At 70.9% G+C, this 25,204-nt stretch carries 24 protein-coding genes; 7 read left to right on the top strand and 17 right to left on the bottom strand.

The genetic code is table 11. The annotated features are described in order from the left end of the window. Positions 1 to 6: 6 nt before the first annotated feature. The 4 genes from tatC to NYE39_RS02950 all read right to left on the bottom strand — a co-directional run bounded on the left by tatC (position 7) and on the right by NYE39_RS02950 (position 3,179). Positions 7 to 864 (bottom strand): twin-arginine translocase subunit TatC, encoded by an 858-nt coding sequence (gene tatC / locus NYE39_RS02935; RefSeq protein WP_341011813.1) that lies wholly within the window; start codon positions 862 to 864, stop codon positions 7 to 9. Positions 865 to 890: 26 nt separating this feature from the next. Then, a complete protein-coding gene (gene tatA / locus NYE39_RS02940; RefSeq protein WP_341011814.1) occupies positions 891 to 1,160 on the bottom strand; it encodes a Sec-independent protein translocase subunit TatA in 270 nt (89 codons plus the stop codon). Between the two features lie 70 nt (positions 1,161 to 1,230). Continuing rightward, a complete protein-coding gene (locus NYE39_RS02945) occupies positions 1,231 to 2,193 on the bottom strand; it encodes a helix-turn-helix transcriptional regulator (protein WP_341011815.1) in 963 nt (320 codons plus the stop codon). After that, complete coding sequence (locus NYE39_RS02950) at positions 2,190 to 3,179, bottom strand: helix-turn-helix transcriptional regulator (RefSeq protein ID WP_072624611.1); 990 nt, start codon at positions 3,177 to 3,179, stop codon at positions 2,190 to 2,192. Before NYE39_RS02950 ends, NYE39_RS02945 begins: the two co-directional genes overlap by 4 nt. Before the next feature lie 38 nt (positions 3,180 to 3,217). Between NYE39_RS02950 and NYE39_RS02955 the strand changes: the two genes are divergently transcribed. Continuing rightward, entirely contained in the window at positions 3,218 to 4,315 is a 1,098-nt protein-coding gene (locus tag NYE39_RS02955; RefSeq protein WP_341011816.1) for a DUF3866 family protein, read from the top strand. Between the two features lie 82 nt (positions 4,316 to 4,397). Here NYE39_RS02955 and NYE39_RS02960 read toward each other — a convergent pair whose 3' ends face one another. The 8 genes from NYE39_RS02960 to NYE39_RS02995 all read right to left on the bottom strand — a co-directional run bounded on the left by NYE39_RS02960 (position 4,398) and on the right by NYE39_RS02995 (position 11,124). Beyond that, entirely contained in the window at positions 4,398 to 4,784 is a 387-nt protein-coding gene (locus tag NYE39_RS02960) for an FKBP-type peptidyl-prolyl cis-trans isomerase (RefSeq protein WP_185222209.1), read from the bottom strand. Between the two features lie 43 nt (positions 4,785 to 4,827). Next, positions 4,828 to 5,862, bottom strand: coding sequence for an FKBP-type peptidyl-prolyl cis-trans isomerase (locus NYE39_RS02965; protein WP_341011817.1), 1,035 nt, complete (start codon positions 5,860 to 5,862; stop codon positions 4,828 to 4,830). Positions 5,863 to 5,931: 69 nt separating this feature from the next. Then, on the bottom strand, positions 5,932 to 7,320 hold the full coding sequence (gene pafA / locus NYE39_RS02970; protein ID WP_341011818.1) for a Pup--protein ligase: 1,389 nt from the start codon (positions 7,318 to 7,320) through the stop codon (positions 5,932 to 5,934). Positions 7,321 to 7,329: 9 nt separating this feature from the next. Beyond that, positions 7,330 to 8,016, bottom strand: a complete 687-nt coding sequence (prcA, locus tag NYE39_RS02975; RefSeq protein ID WP_072624616.1) for a proteasome subunit alpha — start codon at positions 8,014 to 8,016, stop codon at positions 7,330 to 7,332. Beyond that, positions 8,013 to 8,843 (bottom strand): proteasome subunit beta, encoded by an 831-nt coding sequence (gene prcB / locus NYE39_RS02980; protein WP_341011819.1) that lies wholly within the window; start codon positions 8,841 to 8,843, stop codon positions 8,013 to 8,015. Before prcB ends, prcA begins: the two co-directional genes overlap by 4 nt. Continuing rightward, on the bottom strand, positions 8,840 to 9,037 hold the full coding sequence (locus tag NYE39_RS02985; RefSeq protein ID WP_072624618.1) for a ubiquitin-like protein Pup: 198 nt from the start codon (positions 9,035 to 9,037) through the stop codon (positions 8,840 to 8,842). The genes prcB and NYE39_RS02985 overlap by 4 nt, the downstream gene beginning before the upstream one ends. 35 nt (positions 9,038 to 9,072) lie before the next feature. Continuing rightward, positions 9,073 to 10,569, bottom strand: coding sequence for a depupylase/deamidase Dop (gene dop / locus NYE39_RS02990; protein ID WP_341011820.1), 1,497 nt, complete (start codon positions 10,567 to 10,569; stop codon positions 9,073 to 9,075). Between the two features lie 9 nt (positions 10,570 to 10,578). Further along, positions 10,579 to 11,124, bottom strand: coding sequence for a GNAT family N-acetyltransferase (locus tag NYE39_RS02995; protein WP_341011821.1), 546 nt, complete (start codon positions 11,122 to 11,124; stop codon positions 10,579 to 10,581). Between the two features lie 122 nt (positions 11,125 to 11,246). Here NYE39_RS02995 and NYE39_RS03000 point away from each other — a divergent pair, with 122 nt between their 5' ends. The 3 genes from NYE39_RS03000 to NYE39_RS03010 are packed head-to-tail and all read left to right on the top strand — an operon-like array spanning position 11,247 to position 13,817. Further along, positions 11,247 to 12,215 carry an alpha/beta hydrolase gene (locus NYE39_RS03000; protein ID WP_341011822.1) on the top strand — a complete coding sequence of 323 codons (969 nt, stop codon included), beginning with the start codon at positions 11,247 to 11,249 and terminating at the stop codon, positions 12,213 to 12,215. Beyond that, entirely contained in the window at positions 12,212 to 13,216 is a 1,005-nt protein-coding gene (locus NYE39_RS03005; protein WP_341011823.1) for an alpha/beta hydrolase, read from the top strand. The genes NYE39_RS03000 and NYE39_RS03005 overlap by 4 nt, the downstream gene beginning before the upstream one ends. After that, the gene (locus NYE39_RS03010; protein WP_341011824.1) at positions 13,209 to 13,817 is read left to right on the top strand and encodes a DUF3054 domain-containing protein; all 609 of its coding nucleotides are present in this window, start codon (positions 13,209 to 13,211) and stop codon (positions 13,815 to 13,817) included. The genes NYE39_RS03005 and NYE39_RS03010 overlap by 8 nt, the downstream gene beginning before the upstream one ends. Before the next feature lie 45 nt (positions 13,818 to 13,862). Here the strand turns inward: NYE39_RS03010 and arc are convergent, their stop codons facing one another. The 3 genes from arc to NYE39_RS03025 are packed head-to-tail and all read right to left on the bottom strand — an operon-like array spanning position 13,863 to position 17,714. Further along, positions 13,863 to 15,524 carry a proteasome ATPase gene (gene arc, locus NYE39_RS03015; protein WP_341011825.1) on the bottom strand — a complete coding sequence of 554 codons (1,662 nt, stop codon included), beginning with the start codon at positions 15,522 to 15,524 and terminating at the stop codon, positions 13,863 to 13,865. A gap of 55 nt (positions 15,525 to 15,579) precedes the next feature. Continuing rightward, the gene (locus NYE39_RS03020) at positions 15,580 to 16,596 is read right to left on the bottom strand and encodes a tRNA (adenine-N1)-methyltransferase (RefSeq protein WP_341011826.1); all 1,017 of its coding nucleotides are present in this window, start codon (positions 16,594 to 16,596) and stop codon (positions 15,580 to 15,582) included. A gap of 11 nt (positions 16,597 to 16,607) precedes the next feature. Beyond that, positions 16,608 to 17,714 (bottom strand): site-2 protease family protein, encoded by a 1,107-nt coding sequence (locus tag NYE39_RS03025; RefSeq protein ID WP_341011827.1) that lies wholly within the window; start codon positions 17,712 to 17,714, stop codon positions 16,608 to 16,610. A gap of 77 nt (positions 17,715 to 17,791) precedes the next feature. Here NYE39_RS03025 and metH point away from each other — a divergent pair, with 77 nt between their 5' ends. Together metH and NYE39_RS03035 are read left to right on the top strand one after the other, a co-directional pair. Beyond that, a complete protein-coding gene (gene metH / locus NYE39_RS03030) occupies positions 17,792 to 21,514 on the top strand; it encodes a methionine synthase (protein ID WP_341011828.1) in 3,723 nt (1,240 codons plus the stop codon). After that, on the top strand, positions 21,511 to 22,347 hold the full coding sequence (locus NYE39_RS03035; protein ID WP_341011829.1) for a RecB family exonuclease: 837 nt from the start codon (positions 21,511 to 21,513) through the stop codon (positions 22,345 to 22,347). The genes metH and NYE39_RS03035 overlap by 4 nt, the downstream gene beginning before the upstream one ends. A gap of 12 nt (positions 22,348 to 22,359) precedes the next feature. Here the strand turns inward: NYE39_RS03035 and NYE39_RS03040 are convergent, their stop codons facing one another. Further along, entirely contained in the window at positions 22,360 to 23,049 is a 690-nt protein-coding gene (locus NYE39_RS03040) for an HAD family hydrolase (protein ID WP_341011830.1), read from the bottom strand. A 34-nt stretch (positions 23,050 to 23,083) separates the two neighbouring features. Between NYE39_RS03040 and NYE39_RS03045 the strand changes: the two genes are divergently transcribed. After that, a complete protein-coding gene (locus NYE39_RS03045) occupies positions 23,084 to 23,941 on the top strand; it encodes a PAC2 family protein (protein ID WP_341011831.1) in 858 nt (285 codons plus the stop codon). Between the two features lie 19 nt (positions 23,942 to 23,960). On the opposite strand, the gene mshC is transcribed toward NYE39_RS03045, so the two are convergent. Next, complete coding sequence (gene mshC / locus NYE39_RS03050; RefSeq protein ID WP_341011832.1) at positions 23,961 to 25,202, bottom strand: cysteine--1-D-myo-inosityl 2-amino-2-deoxy-alpha-D-glucopyranoside ligase; 1,242 nt, start codon at positions 25,200 to 25,202, stop codon at positions 23,961 to 23,963. Positions 25,203 to 25,204 lie beyond the last annotated feature (2 nt).

Below are 25,204 nucleotides of genomic sequence, written 5' to 3' on the forward strand. Positions count from 1 at the left end.
CCGACCCTAGGTCAGCGGCGAGGCCTGGTCGTCCGGGAGGTCCGACCAGTCGGGCTCCTCCCCCCGCTCGACCCTGCGGCGGTCGATGAGCAGGCAGATGCCGAGGGCGGCGAAGTAGAGCACGCACAGCGGGCCGGCGAGCAGGAACATCGTGAAGGGGTCGGGGGTCGGGGTGATGACCGCCGAGGCGATGAAGATGAGCAGGATGGCCATCCGCCAGGACTTCTTGAGGGTGCGGCCGGACAGCACCCCGATCGTGCACAGGCCGACGAGGAAGACCGGCAGCAGCCAGGCCAGGCCGAAGGCGAGGATGAAGCGGGTGATGAAGGTGAAGTAGTCGCTCGCCTGCTGGATGTTGCTCGACTTGTTGTCGTCGGGCGTGAAGCCGAAGAGGATGAGCAGCGCCTTGGGCAGAGTCTGGTAGGCGAAGAAGCAGCCCGCGAGAAAGAGCGGCAGCGCGGTGCCGAAGACGCCGAGGGAGATCCGCTTCTCGCGCTTGGTGAGGCCCGGGAGGATAAAGGCCCAGATCTGCCAGAGCCAGACGGGGCTGGAGAGGATGACGCCGGTGAAGAGCGAGAGCCCGAGCTGGGTCGTGAAGGCCGATGTCGCATTGCCGAAGTTCAGCGTGACGACACTGTCGGGGTTGGACTTCTTGTACTCGGTGAAGGGCAGCGTCAGTTGGTCGTAGATCCCACCGTAGGTCCATGACCCAATGGTCACGGGCTTGTAGATGATCCACCCGATGATCGCCCCGACGACGATCGCGGCGGCGGCAATCATCAGCCGGTTGCGGAACTCGAGGAGGTGCCCCTTGAGCGGCATCCGCCCTTCGGGGTCCTTGGGCGTGCGGAGGCTACGAGCCATGCGGGTGGCGGGCGAAGGGGGTGGGGTCAGTACACCGGGCCGGACTGGTTGTCCGTCCGGGGCTTGGCCTCGTCGATGACGGCGTTGCCGTCAGCGGTCGGAGTGCGGCCGGTGTCCCGGGCCTTCTTGGCCTCCTCGCGCTGCCGGTCCTCTTCCTTCATCTCGTTGACCTCGGACTTGAAGACGCGGGCCGACTTGCCGATGCTGCGGGCGGCATCAGGCAGCTTCTTGAAGCCGAAGAGCAGCAGGATGACGAGGAGGATGAGGATGATTTCCATGGGACCCAGGTTGGGCATGGCAAGACCTTTCGGATGGCGACCAACGGTGTCAGTGTAGGCCTCGCTCCTGTGAGCGGACCGTGCGGCCTCAGTGTGTCCCGTATGCCGCCAGGGACTCTCGAGCGGCCTCTGCGACGGCCGTCCGGGCCACCTCCGGCGCCACGACCTGCGCCGCGCCGCCGAGCCGCAGCACCAGGCGGCGCAGGAAGCCCTCGTTGCTCGTCGGCAGGGTGACGACGAGGTCTTCACCGGACGTTTCACGAGATGTCACCGGGTAGTACTCCGCGACCCAGTGGGCGGACGGCGCCAGGCGGAGGGTGACGGGCAGATCGCCCTCACCGCGCTGGTAGGCGCCCGCGCTCAGGTCGCGACGCACGGCGTCAGCGGGCGGTTCGGAGGGAACGTCGAGCACCTCGACCGACTCGATCCGGTCGGTGCGGAAGAGCCGCACGTCCTGCGCCCGGTGGCACCACCCCTCGAGGTACCAGTGGCCCTCGACCCGGGCCAGGCGCATCGGGTCGACGTCGCGCTCGGTGCGTTCGTCGCGGCTGGGCACGTGATAGGTCAGGTGGACCCGGCGACCGGCAGAGAGCGCGTCCTGCAGGACCGAGCGGGTGCGCCCGGCCTCGGTGTCGTCGTCGACGACCATGACGCGCTCGACCCCGGGGATGGAGCCGGCGACCTCCTCGAGCTTCGCCAGGGCCCGCTCGACGGCACCGGACTCCCCCGCCCCGAGTGCCGACAGGGAGCGCAGCCCGACGATGAGCGAGATCGCCTCGTCGACGCTCAGGCGCAGCGGTCGGGCGATGGTGTCGGCGTTGGTGACGAAGACCCGCCCGCCCTCGTAGCTGACCTCGATGAGCTCGTCGGTCATCGGGCCGTAGCCGCACACGAAGAGCAGGTCGAGGTCCTTCTTCAGCTGGTCCTCGCTGATGCCCAGACCTTCGGCGGCCCTTGAGATCTCGATGCCCTGGCGACCGACGAGCCACGGGACCATGGTGAGCAGCCGCTCGACGCGGCTCGTCGCGGTCTCGACCTTGGGACGGCTCATCGGGCGCTCCCTTCGTGGGCGGTGGCGACGGCTCGCAACCGGCCGATGACCGCCTCGCGCAGCTCGCTCGGCTCCTCGACGACGACGTCGCCGCCGTGGCTGACGACCTCGCTGACGAAGCCGTCGAGGTCGGCACCCGGGACGTCGACCCGGTCCCAGTCGTCGTCGACCCGCACGACCTCCTGGGCGCGACGACGCAGACCGTGACCGGTGCCGACACGCACGCGCAGGCGCGCCGGGACGGTCTCGGAGGGGCTCGGGTCGGTGGCGGCGATCATCCGGACCGGGTCGACGTCGTCCGGCACGGGCACGGTGAGCGCGTCACCCGTGACCGTCACCGACGAGGTGATGCGGCTGAGCCGGAAGACGCGGGCGGCCTCACGGTCGAGGTCGTGCCCGACGAGGTACCAGCGGCCGTGCCAGGCCGTGAGGTACCACGGCTCGACGCGACGGGGCCGGGAGCCGCCCGTGCCAGGACGTGCGTAGTCGAAGCGGACGGCGGTCGACGACAGCACCGCGTCCTTGAGCGGCTCGAAGGCCGGCTCGGTCCCGCCGACCTGCGGCTCCAGGCCGACGAAGGGGTCCTCCCCCACCTCGTCGCCCGCAGCCACCTTGCGCCAGGCGGTCGCGGCGGTGCCGGCCATGGTGGCGTGGGCCCACACGCGGCTGGCCAGCCCGACGACGGCACGCTCGTCGGCGGCCAGCTCCACGGGCGGCAGGGCGTAGTCGCGACGGTCGATGCGGTAGCCCTGCTCGTCCTCGAAGACCCCGATGTCCTCGGTGACCAGCGGGATGCCCATGGCCCGCAGGTCCTCCTTGTCGCGCTCGAACATCCGATCGAAGGCCTCGTCGGACTCGATCGCCCGATAGGCCTCGACCATCTGCCGGATGCGCTGCTTGGGCGCCGGCATGCGCGCGTAGAGCAGGGTCATCGTGAGGTTGAGCAGTCGCTCCGTCTTGGCCGCGGGCGTGTTGGGTGCTGCCACGTCGCTCCCTTCGTCGTCCTGAGGCTAACCTGCCGCACATGATCCACTGGCGCAGCGGCACGGTCCGCGAGATCGGCCGCGCCCGGCGTGGCGCGGTGCGCCTGACCGTCGTGGTCGACGGTGCCGACACACCCGCCCTCGCCCTGCCGGAGCTCGTGGGCACCCCCGAGATCGGCGACACCGTCCTGCTCAACGTCTCCGCGCTGCGTCGTGGGCTGGGCACGGGCGGCCACGCGCTCGTCGTCGCCAATGCGACCCGTCCTCCGGCCGACCCACCGCCGGCCCCCGGCCACATCGTCAAGGCCCGCTACACGCCCCTGCAGCAGATGGTGCTGGCGCTCGAGGAGCAGGAGTCACCGCACCACGAGGCGATGCGCGATCACCCCGCGGTCGCCGCCGGCGACCTCCAGGGGATGCCGGTCGTCGTCGCCGAGCTGCACTCGGCCCTGCCGGCGGTCCTCGCCGGCCTGCGGTCTGCCCGGCCGGGCGCACGCGTGGGCTACGTCATGACGGACACGGCAGCGCTCCCCTTCGCGCAATCCGATCTCGTGGCCGGGCTCGTCGACGCCGGCTGGCTCGACACGACGATCACGGCGGGGCAGGCCTTCGGCGGGGAGCACGAGGCGATCACCGTGCACTCGGCCCTGCTCGCCGCACGGCACGTGCTCGGCTGCGACGTCGCCGTCGTCACGCAGGGCCCCGGCAATGCCGGCTCGTCGACGACATGGGGCTGGTCGGGGCTGGCCACGGGTGACGTGCTCAACGCCGCGCACGTGCTGCGCGGTCGGGCCGTCGTCGTGCCGCGGGTGTCCGCCAGCGACCCGCGCGAGCGTCACCTCGGACTCTCCCACCACACCACGACGGTCCTGTCGCGGGTCCTGCTCGGCAGCGCCGACGTCGTCGTGCCCGACGACGCCACCGCACCGTGGCCGCAGGTGCGGGCCCAGCTCGACGCCGCCGTCGCGGCCTCGAGCGGGACGCCGCGGGTCGTGGCGCTCCCGAGTGCGGGAGTCGGCGACGACCTCGCGACGAGCCCGGTGCCGCTGTCGAGCATGGGCCGGAGCGCGACGCAGGACGTCACCCCCTTCGCCACGGCTGCTCTGGCCGGCCGCCACGCCGCCGCCCTCCTGCCCTAGCCGACTCCGGTCCCCCTCCGGACGACGAGAACCCCGCATTGCCGTAGGGCAATGCAGGGTTCTCGGGTGGAGAAGTGGCGGGTCAGCCGACCTTGACGAGGTCGACGACGAAGATCAGCGTCTCGCCGCCCTTGATCGCGGCGCCGGCGCCGCGGTCGCCGTAGCCCAGGTGCGGCGGGATGACGATCTTGCGACGGCCACCCTCCTTCATGCCGAGCAGGCCGTCGTCCCAGCCCTTGATGACCTGGCCGATACCGGCCGTGAAGGCGAGCGGGGCGCCGCGGTTCCACGAGGCGTCGAACTCCTCGCCCGTGGAGAAGGCGACACCGACGTAGTGCGCCTGGATCGGCGAGCCGGCGGTCACCTCGGCACCGTCACCGACGGTGATGTCCTCGACGACGAGTTCGGTGGGCGCCTCGCCCTCGGGGAAGTCGATCTCGGGCTTGGTCGTGGTGGGGTCGAAGGGCATGTGGGTCTCCTTGTCGTGGGGTGGTGGCGTCTGGAGGGGTCGGTCAGGGTGCGCCGAGGACGTCGATGGTGAAGACGAGGGTCGAGTTGGGCTTGATCGACCCGTCGGGCGTGCCCTCCTCGCCGTAGCCCTGGTCCGGCGGGACCACGATGAGCAGGCGGTCGCCGACCTTGGCGCCCTCGACGGCCTTGTCCCAGCCGGAGATGACGCTCTGCTGGCCGACCGGGAAGGAGAAGGGACCGCGACCGTCCTTGAGCGAGGAGTCGAAGACCTTGCCGTCGTCCCAGGTGACTCCGGTGTAGCTGACGTAGACGGTGTCGCCCTTCTTGACGGTCTTGCCCTTGCCCTCGATGAGGGTCTCGGTGACGAGCTTCTTCGGCTTCGTCGCGCCCTTGGGGATCGTGATGTCGGCCGGCTTGCCCTCGTTGTACTTCACCTGGGGCAGGTCCTTGTCGACGGACTTCTGCTCGCCTTCGGCCTTGTCGGGGAGCTGGCCGCGCACGTCGTAGACGAGGACGAGGTTGTCCTCGCCGTCGACGCCGTACTCGGGCATGCCCTCGTCCCCGAAGAGGTCCTTGGGCGGCATGACGGAGACGCCGCTCGCGCCGACCTTCTGCCCCTGGATCGACTTGACGAGGCCCGGCAGCGCCTCGGCGTTGCCGAGGTCGAGCACGATCGGCGAGCTGGTGTAGGTCTCGGAGCCCTCGATGACCTTGCCGTCCTTGCCGGAGAACATCGCGAGGTCGACCTCGACGTAGGCGTCGTCGGACAGCTCCTTGCCGTCACCCTCCTCGCGCACGTCACGGGTGGTCTCGGAGACGCTGACCGGCTTGTCGGCAAGCGTGATCGAGGGGCCCTTGTTGCCCTTGGCCTCGGTGACCTCGATCGCCTCGACAGCCTTGGAGTCCTCCTCCTTGGGCTCGGCGAGGGTCACACCCGGCGAGGACGAGGCCGAGGACTTCTTGTCGTCCTTGCCGGAGTCCGACGAGTCGTCGGAGTCGCCTCCGCAGGCGCTCAGGGCGAGGACGGCAGCGGCTGATGCCGCGACGGCGGTGGTCAGGCGGGGAGCCTTCGGCACGGTCTACCTCAATGTGTCGGGGACAACGATCTGGCTCACCCTAACCACGGAGTCTGGGTGGAGCCTGACTCAGGGTCCGCTCGGCGTGGGCCGCGAGGAGAGGATCTCGATGAGCTTGTCGACGCGGGCGTCGACCGCTGAGAGGGGGTCCTTGCACAGCACGGTGCGCTGGGCCTCGTCGTTGATCTTCAGGTGCACCCAGTCGACGGTGACGTCGCGGCCGTGCTCGCGGGCGGTGCGCACGAAGTCGCCCCGCAGCTTGGCCCGCGTGGTCTGGGGCGGGGTGTCGACGGCCTCGGCGATGGCCTCGTCGCTCACCACGCGCGCGATGCGACCGGCCCGCTGGAGCAGGTGGTGGACGCCGCGCTGCGGGTTGATGTCGTGGTAGGCGAGGTCGAGCTGCGCCAGCCGAGGGTCGCAGATGTCGAGTCCGTGCTTGGCGGCGTAGGCGTCGAGGAGGCGGTACTTGATGACCCAGTCGATCTCGGTGGCCACGGCGGACAGGTCATCGCCCGCGATGGCGTCGAGGGTGCGCTGCCACAGGTCGAGCACCCGACGGCTCACCGGGTCGTCGACGCCTTCGCGGTCGGCGTACTCGAGGGCCCGGGCGAGGTACTCGCCCTGGATCTCCAGGGCGCTCATGCGTCGGCCGTCGGCGAGCTTGACCGGGGTCCGGCCGGTGCGGTCGAGGCTGATGTCGCGGATCGCGCGGATCGGGTTGTCGAGGGTCATGTCGGGCAGCGCGACGCCGTCCTCGAGCATGCGCAGCACGAGGTGGGCGGAGCCGACCTTGAGCAGCGTCGTCGTCTCGGTCATCGTCGAGTCGCCGACGATCACGTGCATGCGGCGGTAGTGCTCGGCGTCGGCGTGCGGCTCGTCGCGGGTGTTGATGATCGGGCGCGAGCGGGTCGTCGCGGAGGAGACCCCCTCCCAGATGTGGTCGGCGCGCTGGCTGACGGAGAACTGCGTGGTCCGGCCGGTCGACATCAGCTTGCCCGTGCCGGCGACGAGCTGGCGGGTGATGAGGAAGGGCAGCAGGCCGTCGGTCACGGCCGAGAAGTTGGAGGTGCGCTCGACGAGGAAGTTCTCGTGGCAGCCGTAGGAGCTGCCGGCGGAGTCGACGTTGTTCTTGAAGACGTAGATCTCCCCCGCCACCCCGTCCTCCTCGAGGCGCGCCTGGGCGTCGTCGACGAGGTCCTGGACGATGCGCTCCCCCGCCCTGTCGTGGGCGATGAGGGTGGGCAGATCATCGCACTCGGCGGTCGCGTACTCCGGGTGGCTGCCGACGTCGAGGTAGAGCCGGGAGCCGTTGGGCAGGAAGACATTGCTGGAGCGGCCCCAGGTGACGACCTTGCGGAAGAGGTAGCGCGCCACCTCGTCGGGCGTCAGTCGCCGCTGGCCGTCGGAGACGGCCGTGATGCCGAACTCGGTCTCGATCCCGAAGATGCGTCGCTCCACGTCTGCAGGCTAACCGTCGGCGCGAAGGGGGGCGCTCACCCGGCGGAAGCAGCGCCGCGTCGCGGTCCGCTCGAGCACCGCGATCTCGAGGGCGGCGTCGGGCAGGAGGTCTCCCCCTTCGTCACGCAGCGACAGGACGTCGCGGGCCAGGTCGAAGGCATCGTGCAGGTCCATGCCGGGCACCCAGCGGGAGCCGAGGGCGTCGTTGAGCCGCTCGCTGTCGCCGCCGATGGCGACCCACCCGCGCTCGTCGGTCACCGAGCCGTCGTAGGCCAGCCGGTAGATCCGGTCGCCGGCGAGGAGCCGGCCCACCTCGGCGACGACGATCTCCACCTCGTAGGGCTTCTGGTCCTGGGTGAAGACGGTGCCCAGCGTCTGCGCGTAGGCATTGGCGAGGGCTCGGGCGGTGACGTCGGATCGGTCGTAGGAGTAGCCCCGCAGGTCGGCGTAGCGGATGCCGGCCACCCGCAGGTTTTCGAACTCGTTGTACTTGCCGACGGCGGCGAAGGCGATCCGGTCGTAGATCTCGCTGAGCTTGTTGAGCGAGCGGCTGCTCGGGTTGTCGGCGACGAGCAGGATGCCCTCGTCGTAGCCCAGGACGACGACCGAACGGCCGCGGGCGATGCCGGCGCGCGCGAACTCCGCCCGGTCGGCCATGACCTGCTCGGGCGAGACGTAGAAGGGAGGCTGGGTCATCGTGGGCCCGCCTGACCACGACGGTCGGCGAGGATCGTCTCGACGACCTGCTCGCTCTCGGCCTCGGCGACGAAGTCGACCCCGCCCGCGTCGACCACGCCGACGACCGGCCAGATCCGGCGGTGCACGTCGGGCCCGCCCGTCGCCGAGTCGTCGTCGGCTGCGTCGTAGAGGGCCTCGAGCGCGACCCGGACGGCCGCGGCGCGGTCGAGGCCGGGCCGCCAGAGCTTCTTGAGCGCGCCACGGGCGAAGAAGGAGCCGGAGCCCACGCTGTGGTGCTCCTGCTCCTCGTAGCACCCACCCGTCACGTCGTAGGAGAAGATCCGCCCCTCGCCGCGCTCGGCGTCGAAGCCCCCGAGGACGGGGACGACGGACAACCCCTGCATCGCCAGACCGAGGTTGCCACGCAGCATCGCGGCGAGACGGTTGGCCTTGCCCTCGAGCGACATGACGACGCCCTCGATCTTTTCGTAGTGCTCGAGCTCGACCTGGAAGAGGCGCACCATCTCCACGGCGACGCCCGCCGCACCGGCGATGCCCACGAGCGAGCGCTCGTCGGCGGCGAAGACCTTGCGCATGTCGCGGTTGGCGATGAGGCTGCCGAGCGTCGCACGGCGGTCACCTGCCATGACCACGCCGCCCTGCCAGGCGAGGGTGACGATCGTCGTGGCGTGCGGTGCCTCGAGCGGCTGCCCCGTGGGGGCGCCCGCGGCGCCGGCTCCGGGGAGCAGGCGCGGGTCGTGCTGGGCGACGAAGTCCGTGAAGGAGGACCCGCCGGCCGCCAGGTAGGCGGCGGGCAGTCGCCCCTGCGCGGCATCGCGGCTCACTGGCCGCCCTTCTGCACGAAGCCCTTGACGAACTCCTCGGCATTGGACTCGAGCACCCCGTCGATCTCGTCGAGCACCGAGTCGATGTCCTCGTCACGGGCGGCATTGGACGCGCCCACCTGACCGAAGCCGTCGTCGGGCTGGGCGTCGTCGCCCCCGCCGCTGCTCTGGGGTCGGATCTGCTCCTGCGCCATCGTCTGCTCCTGTCGCGTCGGGTCGTGACCCGAGCCTATGCCCCGAGACCGGCCACGAGGTCGTCCACGTCACCTGCTGACACGAGGTCTTCGGTGGCGGACCGACCGTGCGCCAGCGGGTCGAGCAGCGGCACCCGGGTCACGCGCTCCGCGCGGGGCAGACGCAGCACGAGCGAGTCCCACGACGCCGAGACCACCGCGTCGCCGAAGTGTTCGACGACCCGGCCCCGCAACCAGGCCCGGGTGTCCTCGGGCGGCTCCGCCACGGCCCGGCGCACCTCCTCGTCGGTCGTCAGTCGGGTGATCCGCCCCGCCGCCTCGAGCTTGTGGAAGATGCCCTTGGCCGGGCGCACGTCGGACCACTGGATGTCGATGGCCGCGAGTCGCGGGTCACCCCACTCCAGGCCGTCACGGTCCCGATAGCGCTGCAGGAGAGCGAGCTTGGCGACCCAGTCGATGTCCGCGGCCGCGTCCATCGGGTCGCCGGCAAGGAGCCCGAGCAGCCGCTCCCAGTGACCCAGCACCTCGTCGGTGGCCGGGTCGCTGCCCTCGCGCTCGACGAAGGCGCGCGCCATCTCGAGGTACTCGGTGAGGATCTGCACCGCCGTGAGCTCGCGACCGTCCCGCAGGGGGACCGTGGCCCGGCACGTCGGGTCGTGGGAGATCGTCCGCAGCGCGGTGATCGGATGGAGCAGCGCCAGGTCTCGGTCGATCGCGTCGGCCTCGATGAGCCGCAGCACGAGCGAGGTCGAGCCGACCTTGACGAGGTTGGCCACGTCGGCCTGGTTGGCGTCGCCGATGATGACGTGGAGCCGGCGCCAGACGTCGGGGTCGGCGTGGGGTTCGTCCCGGGTGTTGATGATCGGCCGCTTGAAGGTCGTCTCCAGCCCCACCTCCGCCTCGAAGAAGTCGCTGCGGGAAGACATCTGGTAGCCGGTGCGCTCGCTCTCTTGGCCGATGCCGACGCGCCCGGCGCCGCACATCACCTGGCGGGCGACGAAGAACGGGGTCAGGCCGCCCACGATCCGGTCGAAGGGGGTCGCCCGGCTCACGAGGTAGTTCTCGTGGGTGCCGTAGGAGGCCCCCTTGCCGTCCGTGTTGTTCTTGTAGAGGTTGATCCCCGGCGGGCTGTCGGCGAGGCGCTCGACGACCTCACGCATGACGAGCTCGCCCGCCCGGTCCCAGATGACGACGTCCCGGGGCGAGGTCACCTCCGGCGAGGAGTACTCGGGGTGGGCGTGGTCGACGTAGAGCCGGGCGCCGTTGGCGAGCACGACATTGGCCAGGGTCGGGTCCTCGGCATCGGTCAGCTGGGAGATGTCGGCGCGAGCGCGCGGCATCTCGAAGCCGCGCGCGTCGACGAGGGGGTGCTCGTCGCTGTAGTCCCACGCCCCGTGTCCGGCCCGCAGCCCGTGGGCGCGGGCATAGGTGGTCACGACGACTCCCGAGGAGGTCATGGGGTTGGCCCAGGACTGGCCCGGGACCGCGATGCCGTACTCCGTCTCGATGCCCATGATCCGCCGCACGCTCATGGGCCCACCCTAGGTCCGGTCCCTCGCGAGCAGCCCGAAGACCCACGAGTCGGAGACGATGCCCTCGACGACGCAGTCCTCCCGCAGCGTGCCCTCGTGGACGAAGCCCAGCTTGTGCAGGACGCGCCCGCAGGCGGTGTTGCGGGTGTCCGCCATGGCCTGGACCCGGTTGAGGTCGAGCACCTCGTAGGCCCAGTCGAGCAGGGCCGAGGCGGCCTCGGTCGCGTAGCCGTGGCCCCAGGAGGCCTCCCCGAAGCACAGGGTCAGCTCCGCGCTGCGGAAGGTCGGGTCCCAGCTGCTCACCCCGCACCACCCCAGGCGGGCACCGTCCGCCACCCTCTCGACCATGACCCGGGTGCCACTCCCTTCGGACGCAGCGCTCCGCGACTGGTCGACGAACCTCTGGGCCCGCGACGGATCGGTCCACGGCGGCTCGTCCCAGTAGCGCAGCACGAAGGGGGACGACATCAGCTCCCAGAGGAAGTCGCCGTCCCCCTCCTCCACGGGGCGCAGCCGCAGCCGCTCGGTCACCAGGGTCGGGGTCGCCAGACTCATGACGGCCATGCTCGTGCAACGGCCGCGAGGGCACCACCGACTTTGGCGTCGAGGATCCTCCCTTCGAGACGGCCGCGGGCGGCCTCCTCAGGGACCGAGGGGCGGCGTGTTGGAATGGGGCCGTGACTTCGACGTGGATGCCGTGGCGGACGCGGGTGCTGGGCTGGTTGACGCGCAAGGGGGTTCCGGCCGAGGAGCTGACAGCGGCGCAGCTGTCCTGGATGCGCGCCAACATCCCGATGCGGGCGCCCTACACGTGGTTCTTCGGTCGCCCCGAGCGCGGGGTGACCTCGCAGACCCGACGGATCAGCGCCCGTGATGGCCACCAGCTGAAGATCCGCGTCCACCGGCCCGAGGCCGACGACCCGCTGCCCCTGCTCATGCACTTCCACGGCGGCGGCTTCGTCCTCGGTCACATGGGGGTCTACGACCCGCTGTGCACGCGCATCGCCGCTCAGGCGCAGGTCGTCGCCGTCACAGTCGCCTACCGCATGGCCCCCGAGCACCGCGCTCCCCTGGCGGCACACGACTGCCTCGACGCCACCCGCTGGGCGATCGAGCACGCCGCCGAGATCGGCGCGCGCACCGACGCCGTCGGGGTCACCGGCGACTCGGCCGGCGGCAACCTCGCCGCCGTCGTGGCCCAGTCCCTGCGTGACGAGGGCTTCACCGGCCTGCGGCACCAGGCCCTCGTCTACCCGGCGCCGGACCTCTCCGACCGCGAGACCGAGGACCTCCAGCTGCTCACCCAGCGTTACCCCGTCCTCACCCCCGACATGATGCGCTCCTTCCGCAGCCTCTACCTCGGCGAGGAGGGTGACGACCGCGACCCGATCGTCTCCCCCGCCTTCGGCGACCTCACCGGCCTGCCGCCGGCTCTCGTCCAGACGGCGGAGGTCGACCCCCTTCGTCCCGACGGCGACGCCTACGCGCAGGCGCTGCGCGACGCCGGGGTCGAGGTCCGCCACACCATCTATCGCGGTGCGCCCCACGGCTACCAGACCTTCCCGGGGCTGGCTCCGGCCGCACAGCCGGCGCTCGAAGAGCTCATCGGCGAGGTCGCCCACCACCTGCACGAGAAGCGATCATGAAGCGTCCCTACCCCGGCCTGCCCCCGCTCGTCGCGGCCCTGACGACCTTCCTCGACAACATCGGTCGGGTCTCGATCGTCGACGCCACGCTCGAGGACATCCGTGCGGCCCGCGCCAAGGTCTACCCGACGTCGGCACCCTTCGCCTGGATCACCGGACGGGTGCGCGCGGACGTGGCCATCGACGACGGGAGCGCGCCGGTCCGCGACGGCGCGAGCATCCCCCTTCGCTGGTACACCCCGGCCGGACGAAGGGAGGACCGCCCCCTCCTCGTCTACCTCCACGGTGGCGGCTGGGTCCAGGGGTCGACCCGGATGTACGACCCGCTGTGCACACACCTCGCGGCCGAGCTCGACGCCGTCGTCGTGAGCGTCGACTACCGGATGGCGCCCGAGCACCGGGCACCGACGGCGAGCCACGACGCGATCGACGTCGTCCGGTGGCTCCACGAGCACGCCGACCACGGGGTCGACCGCGACCGCATCGGCCTGTGCGGTGACTCCGCCGGCGGCAACCTGTCGGCAATCGTCGCCCAGGAGCTTCGTGATCTGCGGACGGAGTCCAAAGAGCCGGTGATCCGTCACCAGGCGCTGATCTACCCGGCCACCGACCTGACGATGTCCTCCCCGTCGATCCGCGAGCACTCCGAGGGCGCGATCCTCACCGAGGCCAAGATCATCGCCTTCCGGGCGCACTACATCGGCGAGGCGGACGACGCCGTCGCCTACGCCGACCCGATCGTCTCGCCGCTCTTCGGTGACGCCTCGGGGGTGGCGCCGGCCCTGATCCAGACCGCCGACCTCGACCCCATCCGCGACGACGGGCTGCGCTACGCCGAGGCCCTGCGGGCTGCCGGGGTCGAGGTGCGGGTCACCAACTACCTCGGGCTGCCGCACGGCTTCGCGAGCTTCCCCGGGGTAGCACGCATCGGGGCCCAGGCACGGCACGAGCTCGTCACCGAGATCCGCCGCCACCTCGTGGGGAGGAGCGCCGGTGCGTGAACGTGACGAGCCGCTGATGTCGCCCGGTCGACGGACTGCACTCGCGGCCGGGCTGGACGCGCTCGTCGTCGCGGTCTTCACCCTCATCGGGCGACGCACCCACGACGAGCCCCTCGATCCGGCCGGGTGGTGGGACACCGCCTGGCCCTTCCTCGCTGGCCTGGCAATCGGCTGGGCGGTCGTCGCCGCCTCGAGCCAGACCTGGCCGACCCGCTGGTGGCACGGCCTGACCGTCTGGATCGCCACGGTCTTCGGCGGGATGGCCCTGCGGGACATGGTCGGTCAGGGCACGGCCCTGCCCTTCGTCATCGTCGCCACGATCTTCCTCGGCGTCACGCTCGTCGGGTGGCGGCTCGTGCTCTGGGTCGTGGACCGCCGGCGACCGGAGCCGACGCGGACGACTGATCCGCGTCGGGGCCGAGGGCGACCGCCGGTCGAGCACACCCGCGTGGGTGACCCGCTCGGCCTCGAGGACCTGCACGGTCCGTCCGACCGGCCACGGGGCCGCGGCGTCGTCCCGCCGGGCGACCGGGACCGGGTCGCCGAAGAGCTCGACATCCGGCAGCCGCGCACACCCGAGGACCCTCGGCCGCAGGGCTAGTCTTCGCCTGGGTCGTCGCGCCCGACGCTCGTCGCCCTGCTGTGACTAGAGGTACTGCCCTGTCCGCGAGCCGGTGTCGATCGAGCGACCCGGCTCGGCGGCCCCGGTCTTGCCGCCGATGAGCGTGCGGATGTAGACGATCCGCTCGCCCTTCTTGCCCGAGATCTTCGCCCAGTCGTCGGGGTTGGTCGTGTTGGGCAGGTCCTCGTTCTCCTTGAACTCCGCGATGCACGCGTCGAGCAGGTGCCCGACCCGCAGGCCCTCGGCGCCAGTGGTGATGAGGTCCTTGATCGCGGCCTTCTTGGCGCGGTCGACGATGTTCTGGATCATCGCGCCGGAGTTGAAGTCCTTGAAGTAGAGGATCTCCTTGTCGCCGCCCTGGTAGGTCACCTCGAGGAACTGGTTGTCGTCGCTCTCGGCGTACATCCGCTCGACGACCGCCTCGATCATCCCCTCGACGGTGGCCTGCCGGTCGCCGTCGTGCTCCTCGAGGTCCTCGGGGTGCAGCGGCAGGTCGGCGGTGAGGTACTTGCTGAAGATGTCGCGCGCGCCCTCGGCGTCGGGGCGCTCGATCTTGATCTTCACGTCGAGCCGCCCGGGCCGCAGGATCGCCGGGTCGATCATGTCCTCGCGGTTGGTCGCGCCGATGACGATGACGTTGTCGAGGCCCTCGACACCGTCGATCTCCGCGAGCAGCTGCGGCACGATCGTCGTCTCGACGTCGGAGGAGACGCCCGAGCCGCGGGTGCGGAAGAGGCTGTCCATCTCGTCGAAGAAGACGACCACCGGGGTGCCGTCACTCGACTTCTCGCGGGCCCGGTGGAAGATCAGCCGGATGTGGCGCTCTGTCTCGCCGACGTACTTGTTGAGCAGCTCGGGGCCCTTGATGTTGAGGAAGTAGGCCGTGGCGCTGTCCTGCCCGGTGCGCTCGGCGACCTTGCGGGCCAGCGAGGCCGCGACCGCCTTGGCGATCATCGTCTTGCCGTTGCCTGGCGGCCCGTAGAGGAGCACCCCCTTGGGCGCCTTGAGCTGGTGGCGCTCGTAGAGGTCGGCGTGCAGGTAGGGCAGCTCGACGGCATCGCGGATCGCCTCGATCTGCGTGCTCAGGCCACCGATGTCGTCGTAGTCGAGGTCGGGGACCTCCTCGAGGACGAGGTCGGCGACCTCGGCCCGCGGGATCCGCTCGACGGCGATGTTGCTGCGCTGGTCGACGAGCACCGCATCGCCGACGCGCACCTGCTTGCCGGTGACCCGGCCCCCGCTGCGCACGACCCGCTCCTCGTCCTGGCGCATGAGCACGAGCAGGCGGTCGTCCTCGAGGACCTCCTTGACGACGACGACCTCGCCGGCGACGTCCTCCGGGTGGACGGACACGATGTTCATCGCCTCGTTGAGCCGCACCTCCCGGCCGACTCCGAGCTCGGCCGGCTCGACCGCCGGCGAGACGGCCACGTGCATCTTGCGGCCGCCGGAGAGCACGTCGACGGTGTTGTCCTGCTCGTGGACGTCGACGACGACGGCGTAGGACGACGGGGGCTGGGCCAGCCGCTCGATCTCCTCGCGGAGGGTGACGATCTGCTGCCGGGCGTCCTTGAGCGTGCGTACGAGGCGCTCGTTCTGCGAGGCGACGGTGGCCATCTGGGACTTCTGCTGGGTCAGCTTGTCCTGCAGGGCCCGCAGGTCCTGGGGCGTGGGCTCGGTCGTCATCGTCGTGCTCCCTTCGGCCGGTCGTGTCGGCTCGGCTCCAGTCTCCCCTGTCGACTCACCGCGGCGAAGGGGGGACCACCCCTCGGGCGAGCTTGCGCATCTTCTTCTCCGACGCGACCCGCTCCCCCAGTGCCTCCGAGGTCCACTCGGCGTCGTCGGCGCCCGGCGGCACCTCGGCCGGCGTGGTCGTCTCGTCGCCCTCCTGGGCGGCGTAGCCCTTGCCCGGGCGGCGCTTGCGCATCGGCGGGGTCACCCCGGGGGCGAGCCGGCGGGTGGTGATGAGGAAGCCGGTGTGCCCGTGCATGCGGTGCTGCGGGCGCACGGCCAGCCCCTCGAGGTGCCAGCCTCGCACGAGGGACTCCCACGCCTCGGGCTCGGTGAAGCTGCCGAAGTCGCGCATCGCCTCGGCGACCTTGCTCAGCTGAGTGGCCGTCGCGACGTAGCAGATGAGCACCCCACCGGGCGCCAGCGCCTCGGCGACGACCTCGAGGCACTCCCAGGGCGCGAGCATGTCGAGCACGACCCGGTCGACGCTGCCCGGCTCGACGGCGCCCGGCAGCTCCTCGACGAGGTCGCCGACGCTCACGGTCCACGCCGGGTGGTCCTCGCCGAAGAAGGCGCGCGCATTGGCCCGGGCGATCTCGGCGAAGTCGGCCCGACGCTCGAAGGAGTGCACCCGGCCGGTGTCGCCCACCGCTCGCAGCAGCGACATCGACAGGGCACCGGAGCCCACGCCCGCCTCGACGACCGTCGCACCGGGGAAGACGTCGGCCATCTGGACGATCTGCCCCGCGTCCTTGGGGTAGACGACGGCCGCGCCGCGCGGCATCGACATGACGTAGTCCGACAGCAGCGGCCGCAGCACGAGGTACTCGGTGCCAGCCGTGTTGGTGATCGTCGATCCGTCGGGCGCCCCGATGAGGTCGTCGTGCTTGACGTGCCCTCGGTGGGTGTGGAACTGCTTCCCCGGCGTCAGGGTGATCGTGTGCATGCGCCCCTTGGGGTCGGTCAGCTGCACGCGGTCACCCTCACGGAAGGGGCCGCGACGGTAGGCGGATCCGGTGGCGGTCATGGTGGGCGAGTCTAGTTGCGCGACAGGGCGGCGTTGACCCGCTCGACGCGCACGATGCCCCGGAGCACTCCCCCTTCGCTCACGGCGACGACAGGCGAGCGTGAGGACTGGAAGGCGTGGACGAGCTCGATGGCCTCGCGGCCCGGGGGCAGGTCGACCGCCCAGCCCTCCGGGGCGGTGGACACGACGGCGGAGACCGGGGTCGTCGCGACCGCTGCCGGCGGCACGGCCCGCAGCGCGTCGTGGTCGACGAGACCGATCGGCAGCCCATCGGGCGTGGTGACCACGGGCAGGGCACGAAGGGAGGTCAGCTCGGCCACCGACGCGTCGGCACGGATCGCGGCGGCCGGCTCGATCAACGCGGCGACGTCGAGGCCCGAGAGCTGGCCCAGCGCCCGGCCGTGGGCGATGGCGGAGCTGGCGCCGGACCACAGGAAGGCGGCGATGAGCATCGTCCAGACCATCGTCGACAGCGACGGCTGCTGCCCGCGCAGCAGTGGCAGACCCACGATCGCGACGACGATGACGACGACCATGGCCCGGCCGAGGAGACCCGCGGCGACCCGGGCCCGGCCCTGGTCACCGGTGACGCCCCACACGAGCGACTCGACGATCTGGCCGCCGTCGAGCGGCAGGCCGGGCAGCATGTTGAGCACGGCGAGCGCGGCGTTGACGAAGGCGATCCCGCCGAGGACCGACGCCACCAGCCCGGTGTCGAGGGCCGCCGAGGCGAGGAAGCACGCGAGGGCGAGCAGGGCATTGGCCAACGGACCGACCACGGCGACCGCCGCCTGGGTGGCCGGCGTGGCGCGCGAGGCCTCGAAGGCCGTGTGCCCGCCCCAGAGGTCGGCCACCACCCGGTGGACGGTGTGCCCGAAGGACCGCGCCGTCACGGCGTGGGCCGCCTCATGGGCCAGCACGCTCAGCAGCAGCGACAGCGCGTAGACCACGGCGACGCCGTAGCCGGTGACCGGGCCATGGGTGCTGGCGACGCCCGGGCCGATGAGGAAGACGATGAGGCCACCGATGATCAGCCAGGACCACCCCAGGTAGACCGGGACACCACCGATCGTCGCCAGGCGGATCCCGCGGGGAGTGTCGTCGTGGGGGGCCGCCATGGACACGACCCTAGGCGAGAGGACCGGATGGGGATAATGGCAGGTCCACCCACCCCCTTCGGACAAGGATCTACCCGGTGACCGACACCGACCTGCGCCCCGACGCGACCACCGAGCTGCGGGAGGCGCTCACCGAGCGCGTCCTCATCATGGACGGCGCCATGGGGACGATGATCCAGCAGCAGGGGCTGTCGGAGGCCGACTTCCGCGGCGAGCGCTTCGCCGACTGGGGCAGCGACCTGCAGGGCAACAACGACCTGCTCGTGCTCACCCAGCCGGAGCTCATCGTCGACCTGCACCACCAGTACCTCGCCGCGGGCGCCGACCTCGTCGAGACCAACACCTTCAACGCGCAGCGCATCTCGTTGGCCGACTACGGCATGGCCGACCTCGCGCACGAGATCAACCTCGAGGCCGCGCGCCTGGCGCGCCGTGCCGCCGACGAGGCCATGGCCGCGGACCCGACGCGGCCCCGGTGGGTCATGGGCGCACTCGGCCCGACCAACCGCACCGCGTCGATCTCGCCCGACGTCAACGACCCCGGTCTGCGCAACATCACCTTCGACGAGCTCGTCGAGGCCTACCTCGAGCAGGCGAGCGGTCTCGTCGAGGGTGGGGTCGACCTGCTCATCGTCGAGACGATCTTCGACACGCTCAACGCCAAGGCGGCGATCTTCGCGCTCGAGACGCTCTTCGAGCAGCACGGCCGCCGCTGGCCGGTCATCATCTCCGGCACGATCACCGACGCCTCCGGGCGCACCCTCACCGGTCAGACCACCGAGGCCTTCTGGAACTCCGTGCGCCACGCGCAGCCTTTGGCCATCGGGCTCAACTGCGCCCTCGGCGCCGAGGAGCTGCGCCAGTACGTCGTCGAGCTCGGCCGGGTCGCGGACACCTTCGTCTCGGCCTACCCCAATGCCGGCCTGCCCAATGCCTTCGGCGAGTACGACCAGTCGCCCGAGTACATGGCCGAGCTCGTGGCGGAGTTCGCCACGTCCGGGCTGGTCAACCTCCTCGGTGGCTGCTGCGGCTCCTCCCCCGAGCACATCGCGGCCATCGCCCGCGGGGCCGCCGGCGCCACGCCGCACGTCCCTGCCCACGTCGAGCCGGCGCTGCGCCTGTCCGGTCTCGAGCCCTTCAACGTCACCGCCGACTCGCTCTTCGTCAACGTCGGCGAGCGGACCAATGTCACGGGCTCGGCGAAGTTCCGCAAGCTCATCGAGGCGGCCGACTACCCCGCGGCGCTCGCCGTCGCCCAGCAGCAGGTCGAGAGCGGCGCCCAGATCATCGACATCAACATGGACGAGGGCATGCTCGACGGCGTCGCCGCGATGGGCACCTTCGTCAACCTCGTCGGCTCCGAGCCCGACATCTCGCGCGTGCCCCTGATGATCGACTCCTCCAAGTGGGAGGTCATCGAGACCGGGCTCAAGCGCACCCAGGGCAAGCCCATCGTCAACTCCATCTCGATGAAGGAGGGGGTCGAGACCTTCGTCGAGCAGGCGCGGCTGTGCCGCAAGTACGGCGCCGCGGTCGTCGTCATGGGCTTCGACGAGGAGGGCCAGGCCGACAACCTCGAGCGCCGCAAGGAGATCGCGCAGCGCGCCTACACGATCCTCACCGAGGAGGTCGGCTTCCCCGCCGAGGACATCGTCTTCGACCCCAACATCTTCGCCCTGGCGACGGGCATCGAGGAGCACGCCGAGTACGGCACCGACTTCATCGAGGCGACCCGCTGGATCAAGGCCAACCTGCCGCACGCGCTCGTCTCCGGCGGTGTCTCCAACGTCTCCTTCAGCTTCCGCGGCAACAACCCCGTGCGTGAGGCGATCCACGCCGTCTTCCTCTTCCACGCCATCGAGGCGGGCATGGACATGGGCATCGTCAACGCCGGCGCCCTCGTCCCCTACGACACCCTCGACCCACAGCTGCGCGAGCGGATCGAGGACGTCGTGCTCAACCGACGCGAGGACTCGACCGAACGCCTCCTGGAGATCGCCGAGGAGCACCGCGGCACGGGGGCCAAGGCCGAGGAGGCGACGCACGAGTGGCGCTCGCTCCCCCTTCGCGAGCGGATCACGCACTCGCTGGTCAAGGGCATCGACACCCACGTCGTCGAGGACACCGAGGCGCTGCGCGTCGAGATCGACGCCGCCGGCGGCCAGCCCCTCGAGGTCATCGAGGGACCGCTCATGGACGGCATGGGCGTCGTCGGTGACCTCTTCGGCGAGGGCAAGATGTTCCTGCCCCAGGTCGTGAAGTCCGCCCGGGTGATGAAGAAGGCCGTCGCCCACCTCATTCCCTACATCGAGGCGTCCAAGACACCGGGCGACGCCTCGCGCTCCAAGGGCCTGATCGTCATGGCCACGGTCAAGGGCGACGTGCACGACATCGGCAAGAACATCGTCGGCGTGGTCCTGCAGTGCAACAACTACGAGGTCATCGATCTCGGGGTGATGGTCCCGACGCAAAAGGTCCTCGAGACCGCCCGCGAGCACGACGCCGACGTCATCGGGCTCTCGGGTCTGATCACCCCCTCGCTCGACGAGATGGTCGGGGTGGCCTCCGAGATGCAGCGCCAGGGCTTCGACATCCCGCTCCTGCTCGGCGGGGCGACGACCTCCAAGGCGCACACGGCGGTCAAGGTCGACCAGCAGTACGACGGGCCGGTCGTCTGGGTCAAGGACGCCTCCCGCTCGGTGCCCGTCGTCAGCCAGCTGCTGAGCGCCACGGGCAAGGACAAGCTCCTCGGCGAGATCGCCGCCGACTACACCTCGCTGCGCGAGCGGCACGCTGCCAAGCAGGGTGATCGGCAGCTGCTCTCCTACGAGGAGGCGCTCGAGGCTCGCACCCCGGTCGACTGGACGGCCGAGCTGCCGCACCTGACGGGCGTCACGCCGACGCGACAGGTCTTCGCCAACTACGACCTGGCGGAGCTTCGGGAGTACTTCGACTGGCAGCCCTTCTTCAACGCCTGGGAGCTCAAGGGATCCTTCCCCGACATCCTCAACAGCCCGTCGACGGGTGAGGTGGCCCGCAAGCTCTACGACGAGGCCCAGGAGATGCTCGACCGGATCATCGCCGAGCAGTGGCTGACCGCCAAGGGCGTCATCGGCCTCTTCCCGGCCAACTCCGTCGGCGACGACATCGAGGTCTACACCGACGAGTCGCGCTCCGAGGTCGCGCACACGCTGCACATGCTGCGGCAGCAGGGCAAGCACCGGCCGGGCGTGCCCAACCGTTCGCTCGCCGACTTCGTCGCGCCCCGGGACACGGGCATCAAGGACTGGATCGGCGCCTTCGCCGTGACCGGTGGCATCGGCATCCAGGACCGCATCGCGCAGTTCAAGGCCGACAGCGACGACTACAACGCGATCCTGCTCGAGGCCCTGGCAGATCGCTTCGCCGAGGCCTTCGCCGAGCGGATGCACGAGCGGATCCGCACCGAGATCTGGGGATACTCCCCCGACGAGGACCTCGACAACAAGCAGCTGATCAAGGAGCAGTACGACGGCATTCGGCCGGCACCGGGCTATCCCGCCTGCCCCGACCACACCGAGAAGCGCACCCTGTGGCAGCTGCTCGACGTGGACGAGATCGGCATCGAGCTCACCGAGGGCATGGCCATGTGGCCGGGCGCCTCGGTCTCCGGCTGGTACTTCGGTCACCCGGACAGCCAGTACTTCGTCGTGGGGCGCCTCGGCAAGGACCAGGTCGAGAGCTATGCCGGGCGCAAGGGCTGGACGATGGCCGAAGCCGAGCGCTGGCTCGGACCCAACCTCGGTTACGCCCCGGAGTGAGCCCGAGTCTCTCGCCGTCGCGCGCGGCCGACTTCAAGCAGTGCCCGCTGCTGTACCGCTTCCGGTCGATCGACCGGCTCGACGAGGCGCCCTCCCCGGCCGCCGCACGCGGCACGCTGGTGCACGCCGTCCTCGAAGAGCTCTTCGAGCTGCCGGCGGCCGAGCGCACCCCGGAGGCCGCGTTCGGGCTGGTGCCGGGGCGATGGCAGGCACTCGTCGAGGAGCGTCCCGAGCTCGCCGAGATGATCGCGGACGACGAGTCGCGCACCGAGGACTCGTGGTTCGCCGAGGCGGCCGCGCTCGTCGAGCGCTGGTTCACCCTCGAGGACCCGTCGAGACTCGAGCCGTCTCGACGTGAGGTCAAGGTCGAGGTCGAGCTGGAGGGGCTGACCCTGCGGGGCATCATCGATCGGGTCGACGTGGCACCGACCGGGGAGGTGCGCATCGTCGACTACAAGACCGGCCGCTCCCCCTCGGAGCGCTTCGAGGGCAAGGCCCTCTTCCAGATGAAGTTCTACGGCCTCGTCCACTGGCGCACCACGGGCCGAGTGCCGGACCTGCTCCAGCTGGTCTACCTGCGCGACGGCCAGGTGATCCGCTATGCCCCCGACGCGGCCGACCTGCTCGCGCTGGAGCGCAACGTGCGCGCCGTGTCCAGCGCCATCCAGCAGGCCAGTGCGACCGGGGACTTCCGGCCCAGCCCGTCGCGCCTGTGCAGCTGGTGCGACTTCAAGCCGCTGTGCCCGGCCTTCGGTGGGACACCGCCGCCCTATCCCCCTTCGGCACCACCCGAGGCCACGGCCGGCGATGACCAGGACTCTGCATTGCCGTAGGGCAATGCAGGCTCAGGTGCGCGCGTGCTCCCCGGCGCCGGCGGTGAGCGGCACCAGGTCGAAGGGGGTCAGCCCCGCCAGGCTGTCGACGTGCACCGAGCCCTCGATGGCCGGGATCTCGACGATGTGCGGGACGGCGAGCGTCGGCACACCGGCGGCCGTCGCGGAGCGCACGCCGGTCGGCGAGTCCTCGATGGCGATGCAGGCGGCCGGGTGCACACCCAGCTGCGCGGCGGCGGTGAGATAGGGCTCGGGGTGGGGCTTGCCGTGGGTGACGACGTCCCCGGTGACCATGAGGCCGAAGGAGCCTGGCTCGGTGGCGTCGACGACGGCCCCGGCGAGTTCGGTCCACGACATCGTCACGAGCGCCTGGGGGATGTCGAGCTCACGGCAGGCCGCCAGCAGCTCACGAGCCCCGGGGCGCCAGGGCACCTCCTGCGCGATCTGCTCGACGACCCGGGACTGCAGCCGGTGGACGACCTCCTCGGCAGGCAGGTCGACGGGCGAGTTGTCGAGGATGAACTGCGCCGAGACGAGCAGCGGGTTGCCGACGAGCTGGACGGCCAGCTCGTGGGTCCACGTGCCGCCGAACTCCTCGACGAGCTCGTGCTCGGCGGTGATCCAGTAGGGCTCGGTGTCGACGAGGGTGCCGTCCATGTCCCACAGGACGGCGGCGGGCAGGGCGGCGGGCTCGGTGCTCACAGGGGCCAAGGCTACGCGTCGTAGGGTGGTGGTCGTGATCGAGATCGAGGACCTGCCCGAGCTGCACGACCCGGTGATGATCTGCGCCTTCGAGGGCTGGAACGACGCAGGCGAGGCTGCCTCCCGGGCGATCGAGCACCTCGGGATGCTCTGGGACGCCGAGACCGTCGCAGCCATCGACCCGGAGGACTACTACGACTTCCAGGTGACCCGCCCGCGGGTGATCAACCAGGGTCAGGGGCGCGGCATCCACTGGAACACCACGCGCATCCTGCTGGCCTCCCCCGACAGCCTCGGCCGCGACGTCCTGCTCGTCACCGGCATCGAGCCCTCCTTCCGCTGGCGCGCCTTCACCACCGAGCTGCTCGACCTGGCCGCGGCCAACGGCGTCACGACCGTCATCACCCTCGGTGCCCTGCTCGCCGACGTCGCCCACTCCCGCCCCATCCCGGTCGTGTGCACGAGCGAGGACGAGGCGGTCGCCTTCAAGCACGACCTCGAGCCTGCCCGCTACGAGGGCCCCACCGGCATCACGGGCGTCGTCGCCGACGGGGCCCACCAGGCGGAGATGGTCTCGATCTCGGCCTGGGCGAGCGTGCCGCACTACACCTCCCAGGTCCCGTGCCCCAAGGCCTCGCTCGCCCTGCTCAGCCAGCTCGAGGACCTGCTCGACACGGTCATCGACCACGGTGACCTCGAGGAGGAGGCGCAGGCGTGGGAGCGCGGCGTCGACGAGCTGGCCAACACCGACGAGGACGTCGCCGAGTACGTCTCGGCTCTCGAGAGCGCGCAGGACACCTCGGAGCTGCCCGAGGCGAGCGGCGACGCGATCGCCAAGGAGTTCGAGCGCTACCTGCGTCGTCGCGGCGACGGCACCGACAACCCGGGCTGACCCCCCTTCGCCGGTGGGGTCAGAGACGGATCCCCAGGAGGGCGTCGATCGCCCGGGCCAGCTCACCAGGTGCGGAGCGCACGTCGCCGGTCGTCGCCAGCGGCTGCTCGACCCACGTGTCGACGGCGCGCAGCGCGGCCGGGGTGTCGAGATCGTCGGCCACCGCGGCCCGGATCTGCGCGATCGTCCCCGTCGCATCGGGACCGCCGTCCGTCGACAGTCCACGACGCCAGCGCTCGAGCCGCTCCTGGGCCTGCGTCAGGTCCTGCGCCGTCCACTCCCACTCACCGCGGTAGTGGTGCGCCAGCAGGACGAGCCGGATCGCCATCGGGTCGACGCCTTCTGAGCGCAGGGTCGAGACCCGCACGAGGTTGCCCCTGGACTTGCTCATCTTCTCGCCGTCGTAGGCGACCATCGCCTGGTGCGCGGTGTGCCGGGCGAAGGGCCGCTCCCCCGTGATGGCCTCGGCCTGGACGACCGACATCTCGTGGTGCGGGAAGACGAGGTCGGTCCCGCCGCCCTGGACGTCGACGCGGTCGCCGAGGTGCTCCATGGCGATGGCCGTGCACTCGATGTGCCAGCCGGGTCGGCCGCGCCCGAGCGCGCCTGCGTCCCAGGCCGGCTCGCCCTCGCGCTCGCCGCGCCAGAGCATCGGATCGAGCGGATCACGCTTGCCTGGGCGCTGCGGGTCGCCGCCCCGCTCGGCGGAGAAGGCGAGCATCGTCTCGCGGTCGAGGTGGCTGAGCTCGCCCAGTCCGCCGGCGGCGGTGAGGTCGAGGTAGGTGTCACGCACCCCGTCCTCGACGACCTCGTAGGTCACGTCGCGGTCCACGAGGCGCTGCACGGCCTCGATGATCTGGGGCATCGACTCCATGACGCCCATGAAGTGATCGGGCGGGATGACCCCGAGCGCCGTCATGTCCTCCAGGAAGAGCGCGATCTGCTCGCTGCCGAGATCGCGCCAGTCGACACCGTCACGCGCGGCGCGCTCGAAGAGCGGGTCGTCGACGTCGGTGACGTTTTGCACGTAGGTCACCGGACGTCCGCCGTCACGCAGCGCACGCCCGACGAGGTCGAAGGTCACGTAGGTCGCCGCGTGGCCCATGTGGGTGGTGTCGTAGGGAGTCACACCGCACACGTAGAGGCGGGCCGCGCCCTCGGGCTCGACGGGAGCCACCTCGTCACGTGCCACGTCGTGCAGGCGAAGGGAGATCGGCTCTCCGGGGACGACGGGCAGGTGGGGGGCAGGCCAGGCTCTCACGC

The organism is Janibacter sp. FSL W8-0316, from assembly GCF_038004165.1.
Classification (GTDB): domain Bacteria; phylum Actinomycetota; class Actinomycetes; order Actinomycetales; family Dermatophilaceae; genus Janibacter; species Janibacter indicus.

Excerpts from the sequence above, each read along its gene's own strand:
- prcA (WP_072624616.1), bottom strand. The coding sequence starts at position 8,016 with ATGACCCAGCCTCCCTTCTACGTCTCGCCCGAGCAGGTCATGGCCGAC.
- tatC (WP_341011813.1), bottom strand. The coding sequence starts at position 864 with ATGGCTCGTAGCCTCCGCACGCCCAAGGACCCCGAAGGGCGGATGCCG.
- NYE39_RS03025 (WP_341011827.1), bottom strand. The coding sequence starts at position 17,714 with ATGGCGGCCCCCCACGACGACACTCCCCGCGGGATCCGCCTGGCGACG.
- NYE39_RS02945 (WP_341011815.1), bottom strand. The coding sequence starts at position 2,193 with ATGAGCCGTCCCAAGGTCGAGACCGCGACGAGCCGCGTCGAGCGGCTG.
- arc (WP_341011825.1), bottom strand. The coding sequence starts at position 15,524 with ATGACGACCGAGCCCACGCCCCAGGACCTGCGGGCCCTGCAGGACAAG.
- NYE39_RS03005 (WP_341011823.1), top strand. The coding sequence starts at position 12,212 with ATGAAGCGTCCCTACCCCGGCCTGCCCCCGCTCGTCGCGGCCCTGACG.
- dop (WP_341011820.1), bottom strand. The coding sequence starts at position 10,569 with ATGAGCGTGCGGCGGATCATGGGCATCGAGACGGAGTACGGCATCGCG.
- NYE39_RS02985 (WP_072624618.1), bottom strand. The coding sequence starts at position 9,037 with ATGGCGCAGGAGCAGATCCGACCCCAGAGCAGCGGCGGGGGCGACGAC.
- NYE39_RS03020 (WP_341011826.1), bottom strand. The coding sequence starts at position 16,596 with ATGACCGCCACCGGATCCGCCTACCGTCGCGGCCCCTTCCGTGAGGGT.
- NYE39_RS02955 (WP_341011816.1), top strand. The coding sequence starts at position 3,218 with ATGATCCACTGGCGCAGCGGCACGGTCCGCGAGATCGGCCGCGCCCGG.
- NYE39_RS02995 (WP_341011821.1), bottom strand. The coding sequence starts at position 11,124 with ATGAGTCTGGCGACCCCGACCCTGGTGACCGAGCGGCTGCGGCTGCGC.
- NYE39_RS02960 (WP_185222209.1), bottom strand. The coding sequence starts at position 4,784 with ATGCCCTTCGACCCCACCACGACCAAGCCCGAGATCGACTTCCCCGAG.
- tatA (WP_341011814.1), bottom strand. The coding sequence starts at position 1,160 with ATGCCCAACCTGGGTCCCATGGAAATCATCCTCATCCTCCTCGTCATC.